27 protein-coding genes and 1 other RNA gene are annotated in these 22,842 nt (G+C 70.7%); 15 read left to right on the top strand and 13 right to left on the bottom strand.

The window, feature by feature from the left end; all coding sequences use genetic code 11:
- The first annotated feature begins 24 nt into the window (after window positions 1-24).
- Both F7Q99_RS06750 and rnpB read left to right on the top strand, forming a co-directional pair.
- A complete protein-coding gene (locus tag F7Q99_RS06750; RefSeq protein WP_326846350.1) occupies window positions 25-1,512 on the top strand; it encodes an MFS transporter in 1,488 nt (495 codons plus the stop codon).
- Window positions 1,513-1,525: 13 nt separating this feature from the next.
- Window positions 1,526-1,922, top strand: an RNA gene (rnpB, locus tag F7Q99_RS06745) — RNase P RNA component class A.
- A gap of 207 nt (window positions 1,923-2,129) precedes the next feature.
- On the opposite strand, the gene F7Q99_RS06740 is transcribed toward rnpB, so the two are convergent.
- Window positions 2,130-2,597 (bottom strand): hypothetical protein, encoded by a 468-nt coding sequence (locus F7Q99_RS06740; RefSeq protein ID WP_153460488.1) that lies wholly within the window; start codon window positions 2,595-2,597, stop codon window positions 2,130-2,132.
- A 64-nt stretch (window positions 2,598-2,661) separates the two neighbouring features.
- Here F7Q99_RS06740 and F7Q99_RS42485 point away from each other — a divergent pair, with 64 nt between their 5' ends.
- The 4 genes from F7Q99_RS42485 to F7Q99_RS06725 all read left to right on the top strand — a co-directional run bounded on the left by F7Q99_RS42485 (window position 2,662) and on the right by F7Q99_RS06725 (window position 5,125).
- On the top strand, window positions 2,662-2,787 hold the full coding sequence (locus F7Q99_RS42485) for a hypothetical protein (RefSeq protein WP_268267536.1): 126 nt from the start codon (window positions 2,662-2,664) through the stop codon (window positions 2,785-2,787).
- A gap of 78 nt (window positions 2,788-2,865) precedes the next feature.
- Entirely contained in the window at window positions 2,866-3,984 is a 1,119-nt protein-coding gene (locus tag F7Q99_RS06735) for a radical SAM protein (RefSeq protein WP_326846349.1), read from the top strand.
- Between the two features lies 1 nt (window position 3,985).
- A complete protein-coding gene (locus F7Q99_RS06730; protein WP_097238145.1) occupies window positions 3,986-4,183 on the top strand; it encodes a hypothetical protein in 198 nt (65 codons plus the stop codon).
- Between the two features lie 96 nt (window positions 4,184-4,279).
- On the top strand, window positions 4,280-5,125 hold the full coding sequence (locus F7Q99_RS06725) for a GNAT family N-acetyltransferase (protein WP_153460487.1): 846 nt from the start codon (window positions 4,280-4,282) through the stop codon (window positions 5,123-5,125).
- Window positions 5,126-5,367: 242 nt separating this feature from the next.
- Here F7Q99_RS06725 and F7Q99_RS06720 read toward each other — a convergent pair whose 3' ends face one another.
- The gene (locus F7Q99_RS06720) at window positions 5,368-5,625 is read right to left on the bottom strand and encodes a Prokaryotic metallothionein (protein WP_153460486.1); all 258 of its coding nucleotides are present in this window, start codon (window positions 5,623-5,625) and stop codon (window positions 5,368-5,370) included.
- Between the two features lie 101 nt (window positions 5,626-5,726).
- Entirely contained in the window at window positions 5,727-6,125 is a 399-nt protein-coding gene (locus tag F7Q99_RS06715) for an ACT domain-containing protein (protein WP_153460485.1), read from the bottom strand.
- Between the two features lie 156 nt (window positions 6,126-6,281).
- Here F7Q99_RS06715 and F7Q99_RS06710 point away from each other — a divergent pair, with 156 nt between their 5' ends.
- Complete coding sequence (locus F7Q99_RS06710; RefSeq protein WP_407697752.1) at window positions 6,282-6,950, top strand: PadR family transcriptional regulator; 669 nt, start codon at window positions 6,282-6,284, stop codon at window positions 6,948-6,950.
- Between the two features lie 39 nt (window positions 6,951-6,989).
- Here F7Q99_RS06710 and F7Q99_RS06705 read toward each other — a convergent pair whose 3' ends face one another.
- The gene (locus tag F7Q99_RS06705) at window positions 6,990-7,187 is read right to left on the bottom strand and encodes a hypothetical protein (protein WP_153460483.1); all 198 of its coding nucleotides are present in this window, start codon (window positions 7,185-7,187) and stop codon (window positions 6,990-6,992) included.
- A 44-nt stretch (window positions 7,188-7,231) separates the two neighbouring features.
- Window positions 7,232-7,459, bottom strand: coding sequence for a hypothetical protein (locus F7Q99_RS06700; protein WP_153460482.1), 228 nt, complete (start codon window positions 7,457-7,459; stop codon window positions 7,232-7,234).
- A 482-nt stretch (window positions 7,460-7,941) separates the two neighbouring features.
- Between F7Q99_RS06700 and F7Q99_RS06695 the strand changes: the two genes are divergently transcribed.
- A complete protein-coding gene (locus F7Q99_RS06695; protein ID WP_153460481.1) occupies window positions 7,942-8,643 on the top strand; it encodes a bifunctional DNA primase/polymerase in 702 nt (233 codons plus the stop codon).
- A 33-nt stretch (window positions 8,644-8,676) separates the two neighbouring features.
- Here the strand turns inward: F7Q99_RS06695 and map are convergent, their stop codons facing one another.
- Window positions 8,677-9,522 (bottom strand): type I methionyl aminopeptidase, encoded by an 846-nt coding sequence (gene map, locus F7Q99_RS06690; protein WP_153460480.1) that lies wholly within the window; start codon window positions 9,520-9,522, stop codon window positions 8,677-8,679.
- Window positions 9,523-9,644: 122 nt separating this feature from the next.
- On the opposite strand from map, the gene F7Q99_RS06685 reads away from it, so the two are divergent.
- Entirely contained in the window at window positions 9,645-9,872 is a 228-nt protein-coding gene (locus F7Q99_RS06685; protein ID WP_153460479.1) for a hypothetical protein, read from the top strand.
- Window positions 9,873-9,875: 3 nt separating this feature from the next.
- Here F7Q99_RS06685 and F7Q99_RS06680 read toward each other — a convergent pair whose 3' ends face one another.
- Together F7Q99_RS06680 and F7Q99_RS06675 are read right to left on the bottom strand one after the other, a co-directional pair.
- Window positions 9,876-10,067, bottom strand: coding sequence for a hypothetical protein (locus tag F7Q99_RS06680; RefSeq protein ID WP_153460478.1), 192 nt, complete (start codon window positions 10,065-10,067; stop codon window positions 9,876-9,878).
- Between the two features lie 184 nt (window positions 10,068-10,251).
- Window positions 10,252-10,857 (bottom strand): hypothetical protein, encoded by a 606-nt coding sequence (locus F7Q99_RS06675; RefSeq protein WP_153460477.1) that lies wholly within the window; start codon window positions 10,855-10,857, stop codon window positions 10,252-10,254.
- A gap of 47 nt (window positions 10,858-10,904) precedes the next feature.
- Here F7Q99_RS06675 and npdG point away from each other — a divergent pair, with 47 nt between their 5' ends.
- Together npdG and F7Q99_RS06665 are read left to right on the top strand one after the other, a co-directional pair.
- Window positions 10,905-11,597, top strand: a complete 693-nt coding sequence (npdG, locus tag F7Q99_RS06670) for an NADPH-dependent F420 reductase (RefSeq protein ID WP_153460476.1) — start codon at window positions 10,905-10,907, stop codon at window positions 11,595-11,597.
- Between the two features lie 109 nt (window positions 11,598-11,706).
- Window positions 11,707-11,892: a hypothetical protein gene (locus tag F7Q99_RS06665; RefSeq protein ID WP_153460475.1), complete on the top strand. Its 186-nt coding sequence runs from the start codon at window positions 11,707-11,709 to the stop codon at window positions 11,890-11,892.
- Between the two features lie 14 nt (window positions 11,893-11,906).
- Here F7Q99_RS06665 and F7Q99_RS06660 read toward each other — a convergent pair whose 3' ends face one another.
- Window positions 11,907-12,722: a site-2 protease family protein gene (locus F7Q99_RS06660; protein WP_153460474.1), complete on the bottom strand. Its 816-nt coding sequence runs from the start codon at window positions 12,720-12,722 to the stop codon at window positions 11,907-11,909.
- A 200-nt stretch (window positions 12,723-12,922) separates the two neighbouring features.
- Here F7Q99_RS06660 and F7Q99_RS06655 point away from each other — a divergent pair, with 200 nt between their 5' ends.
- Window positions 12,923-16,276 carry an AfsR/SARP family transcriptional regulator gene (locus tag F7Q99_RS06655; protein ID WP_326846348.1) on the top strand — a complete coding sequence of 1,118 codons (3,354 nt, stop codon included), beginning with the start codon at window positions 12,923-12,925 and terminating at the stop codon, window positions 16,274-16,276.
- A gap of 54 nt (window positions 16,277-16,330) precedes the next feature.
- Here F7Q99_RS06655 and F7Q99_RS06650 read toward each other — a convergent pair whose 3' ends face one another.
- From F7Q99_RS06650 to F7Q99_RS06635, 4 genes are all read right to left on the bottom strand, one after another.
- Window positions 16,331-17,143: an ABC transporter permease gene (locus tag F7Q99_RS06650; protein WP_153460473.1), complete on the bottom strand. Its 813-nt coding sequence runs from the start codon at window positions 17,141-17,143 to the stop codon at window positions 16,331-16,333.
- On the bottom strand, window positions 17,140-18,162 hold the full coding sequence (locus F7Q99_RS06645) for an ATP-binding cassette domain-containing protein (RefSeq protein ID WP_153460472.1): 1,023 nt from the start codon (window positions 18,160-18,162) through the stop codon (window positions 17,140-17,142). The genes F7Q99_RS06650 and F7Q99_RS06645 overlap by 4 nt, the downstream gene beginning before the upstream one ends.
- Before the next feature lie 294 nt (window positions 18,163-18,456).
- Complete coding sequence (locus tag F7Q99_RS06640) at window positions 18,457-18,957, bottom strand: NUDIX domain-containing protein (RefSeq protein WP_326846347.1); 501 nt, start codon at window positions 18,955-18,957, stop codon at window positions 18,457-18,459.
- A 29-nt stretch (window positions 18,958-18,986) separates the two neighbouring features.
- Window positions 18,987-20,339, bottom strand: a complete 1,353-nt coding sequence (locus F7Q99_RS06635; RefSeq protein WP_326846346.1) for a tetratricopeptide repeat protein — start codon at window positions 20,337-20,339, stop codon at window positions 18,987-18,989.
- A gap of 270 nt (window positions 20,340-20,609) precedes the next feature.
- Between F7Q99_RS06635 and F7Q99_RS06630 the strand changes: the two genes are divergently transcribed.
- The 3 genes from F7Q99_RS06630 to F7Q99_RS06625 all read left to right on the top strand — a co-directional run bounded on the left by F7Q99_RS06630 (window position 20,610) and on the right by F7Q99_RS06625 (window position 22,756).
- Window positions 20,610-21,731, top strand: a complete 1,122-nt coding sequence (locus F7Q99_RS06630) for a radical SAM protein (RefSeq protein ID WP_153460471.1) — start codon at window positions 20,610-20,612, stop codon at window positions 21,729-21,731.
- Window positions 21,728-21,862 carry a hypothetical protein gene (locus F7Q99_RS42480; RefSeq protein WP_268267535.1) on the top strand — a complete coding sequence of 45 codons (135 nt, stop codon included), beginning with the start codon at window positions 21,728-21,730 and terminating at the stop codon, window positions 21,860-21,862. The genes F7Q99_RS06630 and F7Q99_RS42480 overlap by 4 nt, the downstream gene beginning before the upstream one ends.
- Before the next feature lie 66 nt (window positions 21,863-21,928).
- Entirely contained in the window at window positions 21,929-22,756 is an 828-nt protein-coding gene (locus tag F7Q99_RS06625) for a protein kinase family protein (protein ID WP_153460470.1), read from the top strand.
- Window positions 22,757-22,842: the final 86 nt, after the last annotated feature.

Below are 22,842 nucleotides of genomic sequence, written 5' to 3'. Positions count from 1 at the left end.
CGGCGCGGGTGGGAGGATCGTCCCGTGTCCGAACCTCACGCCCCCACCGCCCCCGGCCGGCGCCGCCGCCTGCTCGTGCTGGCGATCTGCTGCCTGAGCCTGTTCATCGTCGGCCTGGACAACACCGTGGTGAACGTCGCCCTGCCGGTGATCCGGCGCGACCTGGACGCCCCGGCGTCCGGGCTGCAGTGGATCATCGACGCGTACACCCTGGTCCTGGCCTCGCTGCTGATGCTGTTCGGCTCGGTGGCCGACCGGTTCGGCCGCCGCCGGGTGTTCCAGTCCGGGCTGCTGTGCTTCGCGGTCGGTTCGCTGCTGTGCAGCCTGGCGCCGAGCCTGGAGTGGCTGGTGGCGTTCCGGGCGCTCCAGGCGGTCGGCGGCTCGATGCTCAACCCGGTGGCGATGTCGATCATCGCCAACACCTTCACCGACCCGAGGGAGCGGGCCCGGGCGATCGGCGTCTGGGGCGGCGTGGTCGGCATCTCGATGGCGCTCGGGCCGCTGCTGGGCGGGTTCCTGGTGGACGGCGCGGGCTGGCCGTCGATCTTCCTGATCAACGTTCCGGTCGCCGTGGCGGCGATACTCCTGACCGCCCGTTACGTCCCCGAGTCGCGCGCCCCGCGGCCCCGCCGGCTCGACCCGGTCGGGCAGCTGCTGATGATCGTCCTGCTCGGCTGCGGCACCGCCGCCATCATCGAGGGCCCCGGGAGCGGCTGGACGTCCCCGCTGATCCTCGCCCTCGCCGCGACCGCCCTGGCCGCGCTGATCGCCTTCCCGCTGTGGGAGCGGCGGGTGGCCGAGCCGCTGGTCGACCCGCGGTTCTTCGCCAGCCCGCCGTTCACCGGCGCGACCGTCACCGCGGTCTGCGCCTTCGCCGCGCTGGGCGGCTTCCTCTTCCTCAACACGCTCTACCTGCAGGTCGTCCGCCACTACGACCCGGTCGAGGCGGGCCTGTGGACGCTGCCGATGGCCGGGATGATGCTGGTCTGCGCTCCGCTGTCCGGCCGGATCGTGGGCAGCCGCGGCCCGCGGGGACCGCTGGTCGCGGCCGGGATCGGCCTCGCCGCGAGCGGAGCGCTGCTGACCCGGCTGACGGCGGACTCCCCGGCGGTGCTGCTGCTCGTCGCGTACGCGCTGTTCGGTTTCGGCTTCGGCATGGTCAACGCGCCGATCACCAACGCGGCCGTCTCCGGCATGCCGCGCGCGCAGGCGGGCGTGGCCGCCGCCGTCGCGTCGACCAGCCGGCAGGTCGGGCAGTCGCTCGGGGTGGCGGTGATCGGCACGGTCGTGACCTCGGCGGTCGTCGGTCCGCTGGCCGCCGGTTTCGCCCCGGCCAGCCACGCCGGGTGGTGGATCCTGGTCGGCCTTGGCGGCGTGATCCTCGTCCTCGGCCTGGCCACCACCTCCTCGTGGGCCACCGCAGGTGCCGCCCGGGTCGCCGCCCGGCTCGGCGGCGACGTGCCGCTGCCCCGGGCCGGGGTGCGGGAGGCTCCTCCGGAGCGGCTACGATGACCACTACGGCGGAAGAGCCGGCCGGGCGGTCGCGACGGGTCCCTGACCCGCCGAGGAACGTCCGGGCTCCACAGAGCAGGGTGGTGGGTAACGCCCACCCGGGGTGACCCGCGGGACAGTGCCACAGAAAACAGACCGCCCGCCGCTCAGGCGACGGGTAAGGGTGAAACGGTGGTGTAAGAGACCACCAGCGACCGGGGTGACCCGGCCGGCTCGGTAAACCCCACCTGGAGCAAGGTCAAGATCGGTGCCCTCGGGCGCCGTGCGCGGATGTTCGAGGGCTGCTCGCCCGAGTCCGCGGGTAGACCGCACGAGGCTGTCGGCAACGGCAGTCCTAGATGGATGGCCGCCTCCCTGGGCCGCGCAAGCAACCCGGGAGACAGAACCCGGCGTACAGGCCGGCTCTTCCGTCGCCGACCTGAGGGAAGGCCCCCTGACCTGCGAAACAGCAGGTCAGGGGGCCTTTTCCTGCCTCGAAGACCTGTAACCACTTGCTGACTCTTCGTTTCTGTTTCTGCCTGTTTCTGGGTGTGCTGTGGCGATCGCGTGGCGGTGAGAACTGTCGAAACGACCATCCGAGACCCATGCGCTGATCACGACGGCACTCGACGCGCGACTCAGCTGGCCAGCGCCTCCCCGAGCAGCGCGTACGGCCGACCGGTGAGCTGGCGATGCAGCGTCTCGGCGCGGGATCGGATCAGACCCTCACGGTAGGTGGCCGGCAGCCGCTCCCACACCCCGGATGCCATTTCGGCGGCACCGGACGGGTCGCCGTCGACGTGCAGGCATGCGGCGGTGTCCACTGCCAGCAGGGCGCGCACCATCACCGACGGAGAATCCGTGAGCGCCAGGGCGTCCTCCTGTGCCTGGTAGGCGCTGCCCGTGTCGCCCAGCAGTGTGTACGCCTGCGACAGGTGCACGTGGTGCTTCTGCTCCGGGTAGCCGAACCAGGTGTCGGCGGCCTCGGCGCCGTCCAGGCGCTCCGCGAGATTGCGCGCGTCGTCCAGTGCTCGCCGGGCCCCATCGAGGTCTCCGGAGGCCGCCTGAGCCCGCGCGGTGACGGCCGCAGCGAGTGCACCACTCACCACTTGCTGCGGCGACTGACTCTGCCTCCGACTGGCGGTCCGCGATTCGTCGCGCACTCTGCCCGTGGTCATCAAGAGTGGGGTCACCGAGACGTCCGGGGGCGGCATGGGCCTCGTCGACAGCATCGCCAACCGCTGGGGCGTCGATGAAGCCCCATTCGGCAAATGGGTTTGGGCCGAGATCGGTTGACCCCACCAAACGCACTGCGGCAGGTGGGCCAGCACGGCGTCACAGCTACCGAATGCCGCTCAGCGAAGGAGGAAACACGTGCATGACCTGATCGCCAGCCCGTTCCTGGACGAATACCTGTTGGTGCGCCCCGGCGGCCGGGGTGGTCTCCGGCTCCCGCGGGCCAAGTACGAGGATCTGCGCCCCCTGGGTACCGCCGAGACCGCCCCCTCGTGGCTCGCGGACGCCGTGCGCGCCCAGTGGGCCGACCTGGACGTGACCGGCCGTCCTGCAAGTGACTTCCTGCTGGTCCGCCAGCCCTCCACCTGGGGCTATTCGCGAGCCAGTTGGGAGATCAACCTCGGCTGCAACTACAAGTGCAAGCACTGCTATCTCGGGCTCAAGGTCAACTCAGGTATGCCGCTCGCGGACAAGCTCACTTGCGTGGGCATCATGGCCGAGGCCGGTGTCCTCTGGCTCCAGATCACCGGGGGCGAGCCCACCGTGGACCGGGACTTCATGCCCTCGTATCGTCGCGCGTTCGAGCTGGGCATGATGATCACCGTCTCCACCAACGCCTCGTTGCTGTGGCGGGAGAACCTGCTGGAGATGTTCCGCGAGTGCCCGCCCTACCGGGTCACGGTGTCGATGTACGGGGCGACCAAGGCCAGCTACGACGAGCTGACCCAGCGACAGGGCGCCTGGGACCTGTTCATCCAGGGCATGAACGCCGCCCGCCGCGCCAGGCTCCCACTGCGGATGAGCATCATCGTCACCGAGGACAACGCCACCGAGGAACAGGCGATGATCGACCTGTGCGAGGGCTGGAGCCTGGAGTACAACGTCTTCACCAACATGACGCCGACCATCTACGGCGGCGGGGAGACGCTGACCGCGCAGTCCAAGGAGCACCTGCGGATGCGCAGGCCGTTCGGTGGCTGCAACGCCCGACACACCTTCTTCCACACCGACCCACACGGGCTGGTGTCCATCTGCAAGATCGGCCGTGACGACCAGATCAGTCTTCCCGCCGAGGGGATCGACGGCCTCGCCCGGCTCGGCGCCATCGCCGACCGCCTCATGCTTCGCACCGGTGGCTGCTCCGGCTGCCAGCTCTCAGGCTCGTGCACTGTCTGCCGGCCGCTGGCCAAGCACTACCAGGAGGCGAAGGCACCACTCGCAAGTTACTGCCAGCACGGGATCAAGAAAGCAGGATGACATGACCGCTGTAGCTGTCGAACTCTCCCCGAGGCGTCCGCTCCCGGACGACGGCCCGGCCCAGCGCCTGCCGTACCTCACGAGGCCGATCGCGGCCCCGACCCCGCCCGTCACCGAGATCATCGCCGTCGGCGACCTGGACGACGTCATGGACAGCGTGAAGTGCTCGTGCAACGCGGGTGACGACAACCCCCACTGAACCACCCGCTGATCGCACCTGATCAGTAACGCTCAGGCCCCGGCGCTCTCTGCGTCGGGGCCTGAGCCGTGCGGGGCGGGCGAGTAGGGTGCGGGTATGGATCTGCGCTGGGACTTGCTGCGCCCCGTGATGTGCGTCCCGTATTTTCCGACGCTCGGGCCGCTCCACCCCGAAGCTGTTTCCGCTGAGCTTCTGGCCGAGGTGTTCGCCGTCGCTGGCACTGGAGAATTCCTGCCGCACGACAAGGACCGGCGGTGGTCCGACCACAAGGACGAGCATGTCCTGGTGGACGCCGTCATTCAGGACCAGGCTCGCACACTGATCCCCACCATCACCGGTCGCGGCATCCTGCGCGTCCATCTCTATGGCGCCCGCGAGTACCGGCCGGAGGCCGAGGAGCTGGCCGCCAAGCTCGCCGCCGGGCGCGATGCATTCAAAGCCCGTGTGGTGTGGTTCCAGGACGCCGCCGACCCAGTGGCCGCCTCTACCCGTGTACAGCTCCGTGCCTTCGATCAGGACGCACCTGCCGTTGAGGGAATCGAGGCCCTCGGCCAACAGCCCGAAGCCATCCGGACCACCTTCCCCGAGTTCGCCGAGAAGCTGGCCGGCGAGGGCTTTGTGTTCCTGCACTCCCGGATCGACAGCGTCGGCCCCGTGCTGGTCGCTGTCCAGGACGAGCGCGTAGTAGGCGCAATCGGCCCCATGGAGACCATGGCCGACCCCATCGGTAGGCGACGCCTCCTCCCGCAGTACTTCGGTGTTCTGCCGGAACACCGAGGCCTCGGCCTCGGGCGGCTCCTGTGGCGCTCGGCGATGCACTGGGGCAAGGAGTGCGGCGCCGACTACCAGCTCTTGCAGACAGCTGCCGGGGGCGCATCCGACAGGCTGTGCCAGAGCGAGGGCCTGGCCGACCTCGGATTCGTCTGCACCACCACCGTCTGACGAGAGCCTCACGACGGACGAGGAGCCGCAGAAGAGGCGAAGTGGGTGGCGGTCGCCGAAGGTGTGGCGATCACGTGGCGATCGGACCGCCGGGAACGACGTTTCCGCAGGTCGCTGCTCGTAAAGAGACTGTTCCCGGCGTACAGGCCGACTCTTCCGCCCCCACGACGCCCCGTCGCGATGTTTCCTTCGTGCTGGTTCCTTCGTGACGGCCCTTTCGTGACGCCCCGTCATGCCCCCGGTCAGGCCGGGTGGGCGCCGACGGCGTCGCGGATCTGCTCGCCGAGGCCGCCGTTGACCCGGGCGCAGTTGGCGCAGCAGAAGAACCGGCCGGCCACCTCCACGCCGTGGCCGACGATGCGGACCTGGCAGTGCTCGCAGCGCGGTGCGAGCTTCTCCATCGCGCACTCGAAGCTGTCGAAGGTGTAGGTGTCGCCGGTGACCGTCTTGATCTCGAAGGCGAGCCAGTAGTCGTTCCCGCAGGTGACGCAGATGGCCATGGCGGCCGTCTCCTTCCGGTGAGGGGCCGGCGGGCCTGGGTGGCCGCGCGGACTCTCCCAGTGTCGGAGCCCCCTTCGGGGGCGGCCACTCGGCGCCACCGTCAGGCGGAGCGGGCCGACAGCTCCTCCAGTGCCCGGACGGCGCGCTCGGCGTCGTCGGCGCCGACGAACAGGTGGTCGTGGTGGAAGCCGGCCACCACGTTGCAGCTGATCCCCTCCTCGGCGAGCCGCCCGGCGACTGCCGCGGTCAGTCCGACGGCCTCCAGCGCCGAGTGGATCTGCAGGGTGATCCAGGCCGCCACGTACTCGTAGCGCAGCCCGAGCGCGTCCGCCTCCTCCTGGGCGACCACCACCGTCACCCCTTCGGGTTCGGCGACGGTCACCACGGGCCGCATCCCGGCGGGCACCTTCGCGGGCAGCGTGCAGTAGACGTACCGCCCCGGGTTGAGCAGCGGGCGCATTCCGCCCAGCAGCGTCGCGAGATCTCTTTCACCGGCCATGCCCGCCACCGTAGCGGCTCGGGCGCGGCCGGGTGCTGCGTGCGGCGGCCGTGTCGGAAAGCGTTGAATCCATTGACGACCGACAGTCGCCGATATATCGTCGAACTATCGAGACAGTGACTCGACTGTTTCGATAACTCAGAGGAGGTGGGCGCCATGCGCTCAGGAATGCGATTTCGTGGGGAGGGCCCCCGCGGCGGACGCCGCCGCGGACCGGGCCCGGAGTTCGCGGGGATGCCCGAGGGCGGTTTCGAGGCCCGAGGGGCGTTCGGCGGCTTCGGTCCGCCGTTCGGCGGTCCCGGCCACCCGATGGGCGGCCCGTTCGGGCACGGCTTCGGCGGTCGCGGCGGACGACGCGGCGGGCCGCACGGCCGGCGGGGCGGCCGGGCCCGGCGCGGGGACGTCAGGGCCTCGCTGCTGGCGCTGCTCAAGGAGCGGCCGATGCACGGCTACGAGATGATCGCCGAGATCACCGAGCGGACCGGCGGGGCCTGGCGGCCCAGCCCGGGCTCGATCTACCCCAACCTCCAGCTGCTGGAGGAGGAGGGCCTGATCGTCGCCGAGGAGGTCGGCGGCAAGCGGCTGGTCTCGCTCACCGAGGCGGGCCGGGCCCAGGCCGAGGCGGGGCCCGCCGAGCCGTGGGCGGAGGCCGGCCGGGAGGTCGACTGGGAGGCCGTTCAGGAGGTCGGCCAGGCACTGGCCGCGGTCGACCAGGCGATCCGTCAGGTCATGGCCACCGGTACGGAGGCGCAGCGCGCGAAGGGCCTGGCGGTGCTCAACGAGGCCCGCAAGAAGATGTACCTGATCCTCGCCGAGGATGACTGACCGGCGCGGGGGGATTTTGGTGACGGGCGGTGCGGCTGCTCAGGGGTGGATCGCGAACAGGGCCACACAGGCGAGCAGCAGCACCGCCCAGCCGAACCAGAGCCAGCCGTCGGGCCCGATCGCGGCGGAGTAGAGGCTGACCGCCACCAGCAGTACGGCGGTGACGCCGGCCACCTGCCGGTTGTGGTGCGCGACCGCGTCGGACCTGCTCCTGGGGTGCCGTACGGTTCTCGCCATGGCCGTCCTCCCGGGGAGGCTGCGAAAGGGCGGCGGGCGCGGCGTCAGCCGGACGCGCGCTCGGTGGCCGCCTCGTCGTACTCGTAGCGCCAGAACCAGCTGGTGCCCCGCACCTGCTTGGACCGGACGTAGACCAGTGTGCGCGCGGGCGTGTCGCCGTGCGCGGGGACCGGCACCTGGTAGGTCTTGGGCACGCCGAGCATCATCCCCAGCTCGATGGCGAGGATCTGGCCGTCCAGGGGGCCGCCGACGAATTCGGTGTCCGCTTTCACCCCACCAGGGTCTCACCTCCGCACGGGTGTCCGAAGCCGGTGTCCGAAGCCGGCGACCGGAGCGAGCGGCAGGAGCCCGGTCGGGAAGCCGCTCGGGAATCCGGGACGAGAAGCCCGTGTGACGGCCGCGTGCCGGGAGTGTGACCGGAGAGGCACCGCCCCCGGTCATCCGAAGGCCCCGCGCACCCTTATCCTTCCTGTACGCCCTCGGGGTTCACCCGGGTCAGCGGGCCCCGTGCGGGCCGGGCGAGGCGCGAATCGGCGTGCTCTCCGGGCCTGTGAGCCGCAGCCTGTGCGCTGCCGTGACTCCGTACCGTGACCCGGGCGTCGGCCGTCCGGTGATCCCGGCCGCGGTCGGCAGGGCGCGGACGGCAAGGCCGAGCACCGACCCGGGAAGCAGCCGGGGGGCGCCGCGCGTTGCGTCGGAGTGGTACGTCGAACGCTGTGTCGCACCAGGCACGGCAGTGCGCGGAAGGGGCCCGATGGAAGCCGGCAGCAGGTGGACGACCTGGTGGCAGAAGCGTGAGCGTCAGCGGGTCCGCCCGGGCGACGCGGATACGCCCGCCGCCCGACTTGATCAGCTGCTCGGCGCGGTCGGCGCCGGTTTCCCGCTCGCACCCGCCGCCCATCCGGCCGGCTACCGCTGTTCCTGCGACCGCGTCGCCTGTCCGGCCCCCGCCCAGCATCCGGTGTCCTTCGCCTGGCAGACCCAGGCCACCACCGACCCCGAGCAGGTGGCCCGGTGGCTCTCCCGCGACCCGCGGGCCAACTTCGTGACCGCCACCGGCCGCGTGCACGACGTCCTGGACGTCCCGGCCGAGGCGGGGAAGCTGGCGTTGGAGCGGCTGACCGCGCTCGGCGTCGAGGGTCCGGTGGCCGCCGTCGGCGAGGAGCGCTACCTGTTCTTCACCGCCACGCGCGGCACCCCGCAGGACGAGGACGAGTGGTGGCCGAGCGCCCTCGACTCCACTCCGGACACCATGTCCGAGCACCCCGGCCTGCGTTGGCACTGCCGCGGTTCGTACACCCTGCTCCCGCCGGCCGCGCTGCCGGACGGCTCCCAGGTGCGGTGGCTGCGCGGGCCCGAGCAGCCCTTGCCGGACCCGCTGCGCGTGCTGGACGTGCTCACCGACGCCTGCACCGAGGTCGGCGCCGTGGCCGAGGAGCAGTGGCTCATCGGCTGAGGCGCCCGACCGAACGGTGCCACGGCGACGCGGTCACGGCAGGGTGAGGATCTCCGCGCCGTTCGCCGTGACCACCAGGGTGTGCTCGAACTGGGCGGTGCGCTTGCGGTCCTTGGTGACGACCGTCCAGCCGTCCGCCCAGATCTCGTAGTCGTAGGTGCCCAGGGTCAGCATCGGCTCGATGGTGAAGGTCATCCCCGGCTTGATCACCTCAGTGGCCCGCTCGCTGTCGTAGTGCGGGACGATCAGGCCGGAGTGGAACGACGTGTTGATGCCGTGCCCGGTGAAGTCCCGCACCACGCCGTAGTCGAAGCGCTTGGCGTAGGACTCGATGACCCGCCCGATCACGTTGATCTGACGGCCCGGCTTGACGGCCTTGATCGCCCGGTCGAGCGACTCCCTGGTCCGCTCGACCAGCAGCCGGGACTCCTCGTCCACGTCGCCGACCAGGTAGGTGGCGTTGAGGTCGCCGTGCACCCCGTGGATGTACGCGGTGGCGTCGATGTTGACGATGTCGCCGTCCTGCAGCACGGTCGAGTCCGGGATGCCGTGGCAGATCACCTCGTTGATCGAGGTGCAGACCGACTTGGGGAAGCCCCGGTAACCGAGGTCGGACGGGTAGGCGCCGTGGTCGCACATGTACTCGTGGGCGACGGCGTCCAGCGCGTCGGTGGTGACGCCGGGGGCGATCAGCTTGGCCGCCTCGGCCATCGCCCGCGCGGCGATCCCGCCCGCGATCCGCATCTTCTCGATCGTCTCGGCGGTCTGCACCTCGGGCCCGGTGTACGGCGCCGGCGCGGGCCGGCCGACGTACTCGGGGCGCGCGATGTGCGCCGGGACCTTGCGGGTGGGGGACTGGATGCCGGGTACGAGAGCCATGCCCGCGAGTCTATCGGCCGGGTCCCGCCGGCCTGGGTGGTGTGCGGAGCGGCCCCGCGCGGGGAATGATCTGTACCGGCCCATCCGTCCGAACGGGCCCACTGTCTGAACGGGAGGGCGCCATGCCCCTGGGATTCCACCGCAAGCCGACCGGCAGGCCCGGCGAGTGGTTCTACTGCATCAAGCACGCCAAGGTGGAGGAGGGCCCAGAGTGCCCCGCCAAGGACCGCCTCGGCCCGTACGCCACTCCCGACGAGGCCGCCCACGCCCTCCAGCTCGCCGACGAGCGCAACCGCGAGTGGCAGAACGATCCGCGCTGGCGCGACGAGCCGAGGCCGGACGCCGAGTAGCCGTCAGTTCGCAGCCGTGGCCGGGCTTTCCCCGGCGGCGGCTGCCGCGCGTTCGTGGTCGGCGCGGACGGCGGCGGTGTGCGGGTCGGTGCGGTCGTCGTAGCGCAGCAGGCTCGGCAGGGCGGCCGTGACCGCGAGGACGGCGAGTACGCAGGCCAGGCCGCCGCTCCAGACGGCGGCGCGGACGCCGACCACGCCGGCCACGGTGCCGGCCCGGACCGCGAGGACCGCCAGGGCGTGAGGTCGGGGCGGAGCGCGCGCAACAGCGTGCGCAACCGACCGGCACGCCGACCGGTATGTGGTGGTTCGTCGTCGTTCACGAACCACCATCCTCGGACGCCCACTCGGGCCCCCGCAACGCGTTTTCGCCGTCGCGGGTCTACCAGCGGCTGATCGGCGGCGCGGTGGTGAGCCGGACGGCCAGATCGGCGAGCCGGCCCAGCGCCGAACGCCGGGCCGGGGACTGCCCGGCGGCCGCGCCGACCAGGTGCTGGGCGAGGTCGAAGGGCTCCTCCGCGGCCGTGCCGACGGCCAGCCGCTCGTGCGCGAGCCCGCCGAGATCCCCGGTGTCCGCCGCGGCCGCGCCGTCCAGCGCGAGCACCGTCGCGCCGTGCCGACGGGCGTCCCGTATCCGCTCCAGCAACGGCGCGCCCGCCGCCTCGCGCGCCACCACGAGGACGGTCGCGCCGCGCCGGGCCTCGGCGAGCCGCGGCAGGCCCTGCGTCAGGTGCACCGGCGCCCCGGCCGGCGGACGGTGCCGCAGCAGCGTGGGCGCCAGCCCGGGGACGTCCGACCAGGCGGCCTCGTCCTCCAGGTGGGCGGCCAGATGCCACGGCTCGTACGCCTCGGTGCCGACCAGCAGCAACTCGCCCGCCCCGCGCCGGGACACCGACCGCCGCAGCGAACCGGCGAAGACGCCGACCGCCTCCAGCCAACCGGTGCCCGCCAGATGCTCCCGGAGTGCCGAAACTCTCACCACGTCCATGCGGCCCACGATGTCGCGACCGGCGCGGGATTTGGCAGGATCGGCCCATGACTTCCCTCGATTCAGCGACAAACCCGGCCCACCAGCTGCCGGACGTCTCGCAGCTGGTGGTCGGCGTCCTCGGCGGCACCGGCGACCAGGGGCGCGGGCTGGCCCTGCGACTGGCCAAGGCCGGCCAGCAGGTGATCATCGGCTCGCGCGACGCCGCCCGCGCCGAGGCCTCCGCCGCCGAGCTGGGCCTCGGCGTGCGCGGCGCCGACAACGCCACCGCCGCGCGGGAGAGCGACATCGTGATCGTCGCGGTGCCCTGGGACGGGCACGCCGCCACCCTCGCCGCCCTGCGCGAGGAACTGGCCGGCAAGATCGTGGTGGACTGCGTCAACCCGCTCGGCTTCGACAAGCAGGGCGCGTACGCGCTCGTCCCGGAGGAAGGCAGCGCCGCCCAGCAGGCCGCCGCGCTGCTGCCGGACTCCCGGGTCACCGCCGCCTTCCACCACCTGTCGGCGGTGCTGCTCCAGGACGAGTCCGTCGAGCGGATCGACACCGACGTGATGGTGCTCGGCGACGAGCGGGCCGCCACCGACATCGTGCAGGCCCTGGCCGCCCGGATCCCCGGCATGCGGGGCATCTTCGCGGGCCGGCTGCGCAACGCCCACCAGGTGGAGTCGCTGGTGGCCAACCTGATCTCGGTCAACCGCCGCTACAAGGCGCACGCGGGACTGCGGATCACGGACGTCTGAGTCCGGCCGTGTCGTGTCGGCCTCACCCCGGACCTGCTCCGGAGGTGAGGTCGGCGACAATGGGGTCCGGCCGCGACCGGCCGACTTCCCGCCTTAGGAGCACCCAGCCATGCCCCGTACGTCCCTCTTCGCCCTGATCGTCGTCGTCCTCGCACTGGCCGCCGCCGTGGTCTCGGTGGCCCAGGGCTTCTGGCTGGGGCTGATCTGGGTCCCGATGGCCGGCGTGGCGAGCAACGTGCTCTGGATGAACCGGCGCCGGGCGAAGCTGGCCTCGCAGAGCGCCGAGCAGGGCTAGTTCTTCCAGCAGCCCTAGTTCTTCCAGAAGGTGAACAGGTAGTGGCCGAGCGACGCGTAGTCGGCGTCCACGCCGAACAGGCTCATCAGGCCGTGCACGACCCCGAAGAAGAACGAGTTGACCTGCGGCTGCCACAGCAGCGCGAACACCGCCAGCATCCCGTACGGCGCGAACGGCTCGACGGCGCGCCGCACGTTGTACGACAGCCAGGGCTCGACGATCCCGTAGCCGTCCAGGCCGGGCACCGGCAGCAGGTTCAGCAGCGCCGCACTGAGCTGGAGGAGGCCGAGGAAGCCGAGCGCGCCGGAGAACGGCGAGACGGTCAGCTCGTAGCCCTGCAAGACCGCGTGCACCTGCGGGTCGTCCAGCCAGCCGGCGCCGATCGGGATCAGCAGCACCGCCGCGAACACCAGGTTCACCAGCGGCCCGGCCGCCGAGATCAGGCTGTGCTTGAGCCGGCCCTGGATCCGGTGACGCTCGATCCAGACCGAGCCGCCGGGCAGGCCGATGCCGCCGAGGATCACGAACACGATCGGCAGCACGAAGCTGAGCAGCACGTTGGCGTACTTGAGCGGGTTGAGCGTCAGATAGCCCTTGGCGCCGACGCTGATGTCGCCGCCGTGCAGCGCGGTGCGCGCGTGCGCGTACTCGTGCAGGCAGAGCGAGACCATCCAGCCCGCGACGACGAACAGGAACACCCCGAACCGGGCGTTGCCGTACCCCTCGTACAGTGCCCAGCCGGACGTGCCCAGTACGGCGAGGAGCACCCAGAACACCGGGCTGATCCGGCGGTCGTCGCTGCGCGAGCGCTGCGTTGCGGCGAAGGTCATGGCGTGGTGCTCCGGGTCTGTCGGGAAAAAGATGGGCTCTGGGTCCTGGAGGGACCGATCATGCCGGGCGCGCCGGTGACGGACAAGCCGTCCGGGGTGAACGTCCGGCGCCCCCGTCCGGGTTCCGGGCCGGCCCGCGCTCGATCCGGGGCCTGCACAATTGTGCGCCCGCATCCCCGGGCATCGACCAGAATGGTTCAGTGCATTACGGCATCCTCGGAACCACCACCGCCCACCACGACGACGGCACGCCGGTCCCGCTCGGCGGCGCCCGGCTGCGGGCGCTGCTCGCCGCACTGGCCCTGCGGCAGGGCCGCCCGGTGCCGGCCGACCTGCTGGTGGACGAGGTGTGGGACACCGAACCGCCGCAGGACTCCTCGGCCGCCCTGCAGACCCTGGTCGGCCGGCTGCGCCGCACCATCGGCCGGGACGAGGTCGGCTCCGGCCCGGCCGGGTACTGGCTGACCGGCCCGGCCACCGACGTCGCCGAGTTCAGACGGCTGTCCACCGAGGGGCGCCACGCCCTCGACGCCGGCGACCACGCCCTGGCCGCCGAGCGGCTGCGCGCCGCCCTGGCGCTCTGGCGCGGCCCGGCACTGGCCGACCTGCCGGACCGCAGCGGCCCGGCCGCCCGGCTGGAGGCCCAGCGCGACGAGGCCCGGCGCCACCGCATCACCGCCGACCTCGGGCTCGGCCGGGCCGCCGAGCTGGTCGCCGAGCTGGCCGAACTCTGCGACCGGCGCCCGCTGGACGAACCGTGGCAGTACCTGATGGTCCGGGCCCTGCACCAGAGCGGACGGACGGCCGAGGCGCTGCGCCACTACGAGCGGACCAGGCGCGCCCTCGCGGACGAGCTCGGCGTCGACCCGGGACTTCAACTCCAGTCCCTCCACGCCGAGTTGCTGGCACCCGAGGTTGCCCCGGCGCAAGCCGCGAGCGAAGCTCCGGCAAAGCCCGCGCCGCCGTCACCGCCCCAACTCCCGCGCGCCGCGGGCAACCTGCGCGGCCGGCTTACCAGCTTCGTCGGCCGCGAGAGCGATCTCGCAGCCCTGCGCCAGACCCTGACGACAAGTCGGCTGGTCACCCTGACCGGCCCCGGCGGCTCCGGCAAGACCAGCCTCTCGGTCGAGGCCGGCCGCGCCGAGCAGTCCGCCGCGCACTGGCCGGACGGTGTCTGGGTGGCCGAGCTCGCCCCGCTGGAGAGCCCGGACGCCGTCCCCGCCGCCGTGGTCTCCGCGCTCGGCCTGCGCGAGATCGTCCTGCGCAGCGGCAGCATGGTCGCCGAGGTGATGGAGAAACGCGCCGAGGACCCGCTGCGCCGGCTGGTCGAACACTGCGGCCACCGCCGGATGCTGCTCGTCCTGGACAACTGCGAGCACCTGATCCAGGCCGCCGCCGACCTCGCCGAGGTGCTGCTCGTCGAGTGCCCCGGCCTGACCGTGCTCGCCACCAGCCGCGAACCGCTCGGCGTGCCCGGCGAAACCGTCCTGCCGGTCGAGCCGCTGCCCGACCCGGTCGCGCTGCGCCTGCTCGCCGAGCGCGCCGCCGCCGCCCGCCCCGGCTTCGACCCGCGCAGCGAACCCGAGGCCTGCGCCGAGATCTGCCGCCGCCTGGACGGCCTGCCGCTGGCCATCGAACTCGCCGCCGCCCGGCTGCGGGTGATGACGGCCCGCCAGATCGCCGACCGCCTCGACAGCCGTTTCGGCCTGCTCACCGCGGGCAGCCGCACCCTGCTGCCGCGCCAGCAGACCCTGCGCGCGGTCGTCGACTGGAGCTGGGACCTGCTGGGCAAGCGCGAACGGGCCGTCCTGCGCCGTCTCTCGGTGTTCGCGGGCGGCTGGCGCCTGGAGGACGCCGAGGCGATCTGCGCCGACGACGCCGAGGTGCCCCGCGAGGAGGTCGCCGACCTGCTGCTCTCCCTGGTGGACAAGTCCCTGCTGGTCGCCGACCTCGGCGGCGGGGGCCTGCCGCGCTACCGGATGCTGGAGACCATCCACGAGTACGCAGTGGAGCGGCTCGCCGAGTCCACCGAGGCCGCCGACACCGAGGGCCGCCACCTTGCGCACTTCCGTGAGGTGGTCGCCACCGCCGACCTCAACATCCACGGCCCGCAGCAACTCCACTGGCTGGCGGTGCTGGAGACCGAGCAGGACAACGTCCGCGCCGCACTGCGCCGCGCGATCGACCGGCGGGACGAGGAACAGGCGCTGGTCATCACCCTCGGCATGAGCTGGTACTGGTCGCTGCGCGGCTACAGCATGGAGGCCCGCGGCTGGTACAACGCGGTGGCCGCGCTCGGCCCGGACCCGTTCGACCCGGCCGGACCGGCCCCCGCGCCGCTGGAGCGGAACGTGCTCGCGTACGGCCTGCCGATGCCCGAGGGCGTGCCCGAGGAGGCCCGCCGGCTGCTCGCGATGTACCGGCTGGTCGGCCTGTTCGAGGGGAACCTGGAGGTGCTCGGCGACCCGGAGGCGATCGCCGTCTCCCAGCAGCTGGTCGACGTCTACACCCCGGACCTGCCGCAGTCCTACCGCTTCCCGGCGCTGATGCGGGTGTTCGGCGCCTTCCTGGCCGGCCGGCTGGAACTGATGAAGGACATGCTCGACGACGCGGTGCGCGGCTGCGAGGTGCACGGCGGTCCGATGGACATGGCGTTCATCCTGCAGATCCGGGCCAAGATGATGAACGACTGGCCCGGCGGGGCGGAGCAGGGCATCCGCGACGGCGAGCGCTCCCTGGAGCTGTGCCGGCAGGTCGGGGACCTCTGGGGGATCTCCCAGGCGCTCGCGGCCCGCGGCGAGGCGCTGGCCAGCCGGGGCGAGCCCGAGCAGGCCGCCGCCGCGTACGAGCAGGCGATCGAGCTGGCCCTGGAGCTGGGCGCGCCGCAGGAGGTGCCGATCCTCCGGGTGAACCTCGGCAGCGCCCTGCTGGAGCTGGACCTGGACCGCGGCGAGCGGATCATCCGGGAGACGCTGGACGGACTCGACGCCACCGGGGCGAACCAGGCCGTCACCGGTGCGCTGCTGTTCGGCCACCTGACGCTCTGCGGCATCCACGCCCACCGCGGCGAGCACCGCAAGGCCCTGGCCGAGCTGGACCGGCTGGACGTGAGCAGGGTCGGCGGCTTCGCCCCCGGGGTGGTGGCCGGGCTGCTGCTGACCGCCCGGGGCTGGATCACGGCCCAGGCCGGCGAGCCGGAACAGGCGCTCACCCTGATGCAGGACGGCCGGCGGCTGCTGCGCTCGATGGAGGCCGCGAGCGGCTTCGCGGAGCAGATGACGGTCATGGTGGTGCCGGCCGTGGTGGGGGTGCTGCGCTCCTTCATCGAACGGGACGGCGACCCCGCCAAGGCGCGGCTGGGCGCCCGCCTGCTCGGTGCGCACAACGGGCTGAACGGCCCGAAGGGCGGCTACCTGGACCGCATGGAACGCGATCGCTCGGCAGCCGCCCTGCGGGCCTTCCTGGGTGACGACGAGTTCGAGGCCGCCCACTCCGCCGGGCTGGGCATGACCCCGCGCCAGACCAGGGACCTGCTGGACGAACTGATCGGCTGAGGCCGACTGGCCGGTCCTCCTCCTCCCCCCCCGCGAAGGGCCGGCCGGCCCGTCTCAGGTCCGCTTGCGGAACCGCGCCACCGCGAGCGGGGCGAAGATCGCGGTGGTGACGACCGACCAGATCAGCACCACCATCACCGGGTGGGCCACCGCCCCCTGGCCGTTGAGCAGGGCGCGGGCGGCGTCGGCCAGCGCCGACAGCGGGTTGACCTTGGTGAAGGCCTGCAGCCAGCCCGGCATGGTGTCGGTCGGCGCGAAGATCGAGCTGCCGAACTGCAGTGGCATCAGCACCAGCATGGAGACGCCCTGGACGGCCTGGGCGCTGCCCAGCGACATGCCCAGCAGCATCGAGATCCAGACAATCGACATGCCGAACACCAGCGACAGGCCGACCGCGGCCAGCAACTCCAGCGGGCCGGTCTTCAGCTCGAAGCCGAGGATGAAGCCGAAGCCGAGCAGGATCGCCGAGGAGAGCAGCGCCCGCAGGGTCTCCGCCACGATCTTGGACAGCAGCACGGAGGCGCGCCCGATCGGCAGGGTGCGGAAGCGGTCCATCACCCCGGTCTGGAAGTCGCTGTTCAGGCCGGTGCCGACGGCCAGCGCCAGGGTCATGCCGGTCTGCCCGAGCAGCCCGGGGATCATGTACTGCTTGTACGCGTCCGGGTCCTTCGAGATCGCGCCGCCGAAGACGTAGACGAACAGCACGGTGAAGATGATCGGCATCAGCACGGCGTCGAACATCGACTCCGGGTCGGCCTTGATCCGCATCAGGTTGCGCCGGGTCAGCGCGCCGACGTGGCGAATCGTTCCGGCCAGGCCGATCCGGGTGTCCTCGACCCGGGCGGCGGCGAGCGTGGCGGTGGTCATGCGACGGGCTCCTTGGCGAGGCTGGGGGCGGCGTCCGCGACGGTCGCGGGCTTGCCGGTGATGGCGAGGAAGACCTCGTCGAGGCTGGGCACCTTGGTGTCGATGCCGGCGATCGCGAAGCCGCGGGTACCGAGCACGGCGACGACGGCGGTCAGCTGCTCGTCGTCGGTGAGCGGCACGGCGAGCAGGCCGGTGTCGGGGGAGACGGTGGCGGTGGTGATGCCGCTCCCGTGCAGGCAGCGGGCCATCTCGGGCAGGTCGGCCGGGTGCACCGGGCGGACCTGCAGGGTCTGGCCGCCGACCCTGGCCTTGAGCTCGGCGACGGCGCCGTTGGCGATCACCCGGCCGCGGTCGATGACGGTCAGCTCGTTCGCGAGCTGCTCCGCCTCCTCCATGTACTGGGTGGTGAGCAGCACCGTGCTGCCCTCGGAGACCATCCGCTGCACCTCGTCCCAGACCTCGTTGCGGGTGCGCGGGTCCAGGCCGGTGGTGGGCTCGTCCAGGTAGAGCACCCGGGGGCGGCCGATCATGCTGGCGGCCAGGTCGAGGCGGCGGCGCATGCCGCCGGAGTAGGTCTTGGCGGGGCGTTTGGCGGCCTCGGTGAGCGAGAAGCGCTCCAGCAGCTCGGCGGCGCGGGCCTTGGCGTCGCGGGCGGAGAGGTCCAGCAGCCGGCCGATCAGGTACAGGTTCTCGTACCCGGACAGGAGTTCGTCGACGGAGGCGTACTGGCCGGTCAGGCCGATCGTGCGGCGCAGCTGCTTGGGCTGGCGCAGGACGTCGTAGCCGCCGACGTACGCGGTGCCGGCGTCCGGCTTGATGAGCGTGGAGAGGATCCGGACCAGGGTCGTCTTGCCCGCGCCGTTGGGGCCGAGCACGCCGAGGACGGTGCCCTCCCGAACGGTGAGGTCGACGCCGTCGAGGGCCTTGGTGGCGCCGAAGTGCTTGACGATGCCGTGGACCTCGACGGCGTTGCGCGCGGCGGTCCGCCGGTCGTTCGGGGCGGTGGCGATTCGTGTCATGCCCCCAGGCTGTCCGGTCCGGCTGTCAGCTTCCTGTCACCGGACCGGTCCCGCTGTCGGGCCGCTGTCACCCAGCTGTCATCGCTGTGCGCGTGTGTGCCCACACAACATTTCAGCACCACAGAAAAGATTCTGAATTCAGTGGCGCCTCCTCGATGGAGGAGGCGCCACTGAAAATAAATTCTGAACAAACAGGGCAGGATCAAGCACCGCCCCCTCGGAGGCCCGAGGGGCCGGGATTGGGAAGGCGCCCGCGACAGGAAGAAATCTTCTAACGATTAGATTGGGGCGACGTCAGTCCTGCCACGAGTCAAGGGAGACGCTTGGACCCTCATTGAGGTAGCTGATCAGAGCCGCTTTGGTGGTGCCGACGAATTCCTCCGGTACAGCGTCGGTTCCAACCCATGCAACTTCCGAGTGTTTGGCGGGTTCCCTGTTCGCGAGTTCACCGGACCACCGGTGGGCGGCGAAGACGACGGTCAGGAAGCCGTTGGGCGCCTCGACGCCTCGGGCGCCGTGGATGACATGCGCCAGACGCAAGTCCTCGGGAGCGACCATGAGCCCGGTCTCCTCCCTGAGTTTGCGGACTGCGGTTTCCGTGATCGGTTCGCCGGGTTCACTCTTGCCGACAGGAAGATCCCACATGCCTTGGGCGAATTTGGCCTTTGGCCCTCGCCGAAGGAGGACAAGGCGCTGGGCTTCAAGGTCATGAACGATAACTGCGGCGACCAGCAGGGTCATCGACTCCGTAGCCGGATAGAGAGTAGTGGTCTGATCAACGGTCGACTGAGCCACCTCGGTGGGTCCTTCCTGTGGTACGGCTGTCAGGCCCGTGCTTCTCGCGCTCGGCGTTCCAGGTCGACGGCTCCTGGAACGCCGCGTCTACGGTAGATCGCCAGGCAGGGGCGCATTGCAGAGATCGCTTTCTTGGTCCGGTCCGAGGTCATGCCGTCCATGAGGTCGAGGGCGCGCCCCCAGGTTGCTACCGCCTCGTCCGCTCGAGCTTGGGCAGCCAAGCTGTCCCCCAGATCTGCGTAGGTGAGGGCGTGAACACGTCTGTACTTTTCGGCGTCCCAACGAATCAGCGCGTCACGGTGCTGTTGTTCGGTTCCTGCATGGTCTCCGAGATCAGTGAGAGTGCGGGCCGTATGGCTGGCGACGGTACCGGCTGCTGGACCGCTGACGAGCGAGAAGCTCGACTGTGGAGCACTGTCACGTGTAAGGGCGTTCTCCGCAGCCAGGAGCGCCTTGGCTGCGGCGCGTTTGTCACGGGTGGCGGCGAAAGCGCGGGCGTGGGTGATGTGGAGAAGCGCCTCGGTCCTTCCGTCCACGTGGCCAATGCTTCGGGCGAGCGCATTCTCGATCAGCGCTACACAGTGGTGGGGCTGCTTGAGGCTGAGTGCCTGGTGGGCCAGGGCGCGCATCATCCATCCGGCATGGCCATGGGGGTCCGCCTCCACCGCGAGTTGGTAACCGACCTGGTAGTAGTGCTGAGCCGCGCCTTCCTGACCGAGGTCGTGGTGTTTCCACCCTGCGAGGTAGGCGAGTTCGGCCACGGCTCCGAAGGCCCGACGTCGTGCGCTCTCGTTGGGGAAGCGGCCGTCGAGCATCGGGGCTGCCGTGTCGGCGAGGTAGGCGGTAACGGTGGTCAGCCCGTGACCGCCGCCAAGTCGTTCATCTGCCGCGCTGAACATGGCGGTGATCTGCCGGACGACCTCGACCTCTTCAGCGCCGACCCGAGCCATGCCGGTCCGAGCCCGCATCAGACGCGAGATCGGTTCCGGGTCGTAGAGCAGCGGCATGGCCACCCCGGCGGTCGTGAATGCGGCAACGGCTAGAAAGGTGCGGCGCTCGACATCTGCACGACCGAGGTTGGCTACCGCCTCGACCGGATCGCTACTCACCGCGAAGGACTCTTCCGGGGTTGCGAAGCCGAGTTCGGCCAGGGTGATCCGACGACCGGAGCGGCGGGACAGCGCCTCGGCGATGTAGCGGCCCACCTGCCCTGCCGGCTGCGTGCCGTTGATCCAGTGGGCCACAGCGGACTTGTTGGTGAGGAGCGTCTCGCCATTCTCCGCACCGATGCGCCGTACGGCGTTGGCCAACGCCTCGTACGTCCATCCAACGGTTGAAATCGCCTCTCTGAGGCGCTGGTTGGGCTCCTTGCGTGTGGCCACGATGAATCCCCTGAGGTGGAGGAGCTGTAAACCGCATAAACCACTCTACGTGTCGGCAAGCCTACCGATCGTGCTGTTGCGCCGGTTCATGAATGCCAGCCGCTCGTGGCATCGAGCCCAGCTCCTCAAGGTCGAACCCTCCGATCGGCTGCCCTACCGCCTGCCGATCAACTCCTCAGTCTGGGAGGGCTGATGAACACCGAGGACTGCAGATGCGGGAGACCCGGGAGGTGCGGCCGACAACGAGCAACTATGTGAAGGAGGAGCACCATGCACGACCTGATCGCGAGTCCGTTCCTCAACGGCTTCGTTCTGCTGCGACCGGGCCGACTGGAAGGCATCAAGTTACCCGAACGGCGGTTCCGGGACTTGGCGCAGGCCCGTGACTCCGGGAGCGGCATTCCGTCCTGGCTCGCCGAGGCCACCCGCACGCGATGGGCCGTCCAACTGGCCCCTCGTTCGGTAGGTGATGCCACCCTGATCCGCGACGCCCCCGCGTACGGGCACAGTCGGGCGAGCTGGGAGATCAACCTCGGCTGCGACCTGGACTGTGAGCACTGCTACCTCGGGCCGAAGCGGTTCGCCGGTCTGGACGAGGAGGGCAAGCACCGCCTGCTTTTGATCCTGCGGGACTCCGCAGTCCTGTGGCTCCAAATCACGGGCGGCGAGGCGCTGATCGACCCCCACTTCGCCAGTTGCAGTCAGCTGGCGCACGACCTAGGGATGATGATCGAGGTACTGACGAACGGGACTCGGCTCTCGAACTCCCGGACCCTGGAGGTGCTCGTCGCGAGCAGGCCGTACAGGGTCACAGTCTCCCTCTATGGGGCGACTGCTGAGACCTACGACTCGTTCACCCGTCGCCGGGGGGCCTTCAAGAAGGTTACGCGTGGACTGGCCGCGGGGATCGAAGCCGGCCTTCCCCTGCAACTGGCGCTGATCGTCACCGCGCAGAACGCGCACGAGCACGACCAGATGCGCGCAGCGGCGGACGAACTCGGGCTTCCCTACAAGGAGTACAGCCACATGTCGCCGACGATCTACGGCGGCGCCGAATCGCTTGCGTCCCAGTCGCCCGCTCATCTGAAGCTGCTTCAACGGTTCGCGGGCTGCAACGCGGGACACACGTTCCTCCACGTCGACCCGCACGGAAGGGCCTCGATCTGCAAGGTCGGTCGCGATGAGCAGATCGACCTCATGACCGAAGGCGTCCAGGGTCTTGCCCGGCTCGGCGGAATCGCCGACCGCCTCATGCTTCGCACCGGTGGATGCTCCGGTTGCCAGCTCTCCGGGAACTGCTCGGTTTGCCGGCCGCTGGCCAAGCGCTACCAGGAGGCGAAGGCACCACTGAACACCTACTGCCAGCACGGACAGAAAGGAACCGCAACATGACCGCTGTCATGGTCGAGATGACCACCACCCGACGCGAGCAGGACGACGAGATGTTGGAGTTCATCGACAACATGGAGGACTTCGGCGCTGATGCCCTCCCCGGGTGCAGTGACGACAACCCGTACCGGTAAGTCGCAACCCAACCCCCGGAGGCCGACGGCTGTGGTGCCGTCGGCCTCCGGGCTGACTCTGGGAACATGGACACCGTGACCACCACCCGCATTCACTGGGCAGACCTGCCCGGATCCGTGCACCGGGGCGTCACCGCCCGTCTCGGCACACCGATCGTTGCCACGGAGACCGTCTCGGCCGGTTTCAACTCCGAGATCGCCGCCAAGCTCACCACCTCCAGCGGCGCTGTCTTCGTCAAGGGAATGCAGTCGAGCCACCCCCGCGTGTGGACACAGCAGCGCGAGGCGGAGATCAATCACCACGTGGCAGGTCTCGCTCCCACGCTGCTGTGGCATCTGGAGGTTGGCGGCTGGAGCCTCGTCGCGTTCGAGCACGTCGAGGCCCGCCACGCCGACTACAGGGTGGTGGGGGACCTGGAGCTGATGGTCGACACCCTCAGCCAACTCGGGCGCACCCCGTGCCCTCCGACCGAGCTTCGCCGGGCCGAGCAACGATGGGCAGCCTACGTGGACGACTCGGGGATGCTGGCCCGGTTCGCTGGCAGTTCCCTGTTGCACACCGACCTGAACAACGAGAACGTCCTGATTCGGGGGAACCAGGCACTTCTGGTCGACTGGGCGTGGTCGACCCGCGGGGCCCCTTGGATCGACCCGGCCCTATGGGTGATCTGGTTGGTCGCTGCCGGCGGCCACAGCCCGGCTTCGGCCGAAGCCTGGGCTGCCAGGATTCCCGCTTGGAGTCTTGGCGACCCCACGCTGGTGAACGTCTTCGCGAAAGCTCAGGCCCGCATGTGGGCCGACATCGCGGGAAACGATCCGGACCCGTGGACCGCTGGCCTGAACCAGGCAGCTCAGCAATGGGACCGCTTCCGAGAGGGCAGCTGCGCATTCTGAGTCCCAACCGGCCTGATGCGCTCTGCTTGCAGGCCGGGCCTTAATTTGTGGCGGTACAGCCCTGGGTCTGGGGGGACGCCGCTGCT

The organism is Streptomyces kaniharaensis, from assembly GCF_009569385.1.
GTDB lineage: Bacteria > Actinomycetota > Actinomycetes > Streptomycetales > Streptomycetaceae > Kitasatospora > Kitasatospora kaniharaensis.
This window is presented reverse-complemented; position numbering and strand designations above follow the sequence as displayed.

Bases quoted from the DNA above. Each gene is read 5' to 3' on its own strand.
- npdG (WP_153460476.1), top strand. From the start codon at position 10,905: ATGACTTCCCTCGATTCAGCGACAAACCCGGCCCACCAGCTGCCGGAC.
- F7Q99_RS06650 (WP_153460473.1), bottom strand. From the start codon at position 17,143: ATGACCACCGCCACGCTCGCCGCCGCCCGGGTCGAGGACACCCGGATC.
- F7Q99_RS42480 (WP_268267535.1), top strand. From the start codon at position 21,728: ATGACCGCTGTCATGGTCGAGATGACCACCACCCGACGCGAGCAGGAC.
- F7Q99_RS06685 (WP_153460479.1), top strand. From the start codon at position 9,645: ATGCCCCTGGGATTCCACCGCAAGCCGACCGGCAGGCCCGGCGAGTGG.
- F7Q99_RS06730 (WP_097238145.1), top strand. From the start codon at position 3,986: ATGACCGCTGTAGCTGTCGAACTCTCCCCGAGGCGTCCGCTCCCGGAC.
- F7Q99_RS06625 (WP_153460470.1), top strand. From the start codon at position 21,929: ATGGACACCGTGACCACCACCCGCATTCACTGGGCAGACCTGCCCGGA.
- F7Q99_RS06660 (WP_153460474.1), bottom strand. From the start codon at position 12,722: ATGACCTTCGCCGCAACGCAGCGCTCGCGCAGCGACGACCGCCGGATC.
- F7Q99_RS06675 (WP_153460477.1), bottom strand. From the start codon at position 10,857: ATGGACGTGGTGAGAGTTTCGGCACTCCGGGAGCATCTGGCGGGCACC.
- map (WP_153460480.1), bottom strand. From the start codon at position 9,522: ATGGCTCTCGTACCCGGCATCCAGTCCCCCACCCGCAAGGTCCCGGCG.
- F7Q99_RS06695 (WP_153460481.1), top strand. From the start codon at position 7,942: ATGGAAGCCGGCAGCAGGTGGACGACCTGGTGGCAGAAGCGTGAGCGT.
- F7Q99_RS06725 (WP_153460487.1), top strand. From the start codon at position 4,280: ATGGATCTGCGCTGGGACTTGCTGCGCCCCGTGATGTGCGTCCCGTAT.
- F7Q99_RS06705 (WP_153460483.1), bottom strand. From the start codon at position 7,187: ATGGCGAGAACCGTACGGCACCCCAGGAGCAGGTCCGACGCGGTCGCG.
- F7Q99_RS06645 (WP_153460472.1), bottom strand. From the start codon at position 18,162: ATGACACGAATCGCCACCGCCCCGAACGACCGGCGGACCGCCGCGCGC.
- F7Q99_RS06630 (WP_153460471.1), top strand. From the start codon at position 20,610: ATGCACGACCTGATCGCGAGTCCGTTCCTCAACGGCTTCGTTCTGCTG.
- F7Q99_RS06720 (WP_153460486.1), bottom strand. From the start codon at position 5,625: ATGGCCATCTGCGTCACCTGCGGGAACGACTACTGGCTCGCCTTCGAG.
- F7Q99_RS06715 (WP_153460485.1), bottom strand. From the start codon at position 6,125: ATGGCCGGTGAAAGAGATCTCGCGACGCTGCTGGGCGGAATGCGCCCG.
- F7Q99_RS06665 (WP_153460475.1), top strand. From the start codon at position 11,707: ATGCCCCGTACGTCCCTCTTCGCCCTGATCGTCGTCGTCCTCGCACTG.
- F7Q99_RS06710 (WP_407697752.1), top strand. From the start codon at position 6,282: ATGCGCTCAGGAATGCGATTTCGTGGGGAGGGCCCCCGCGGCGGACGC.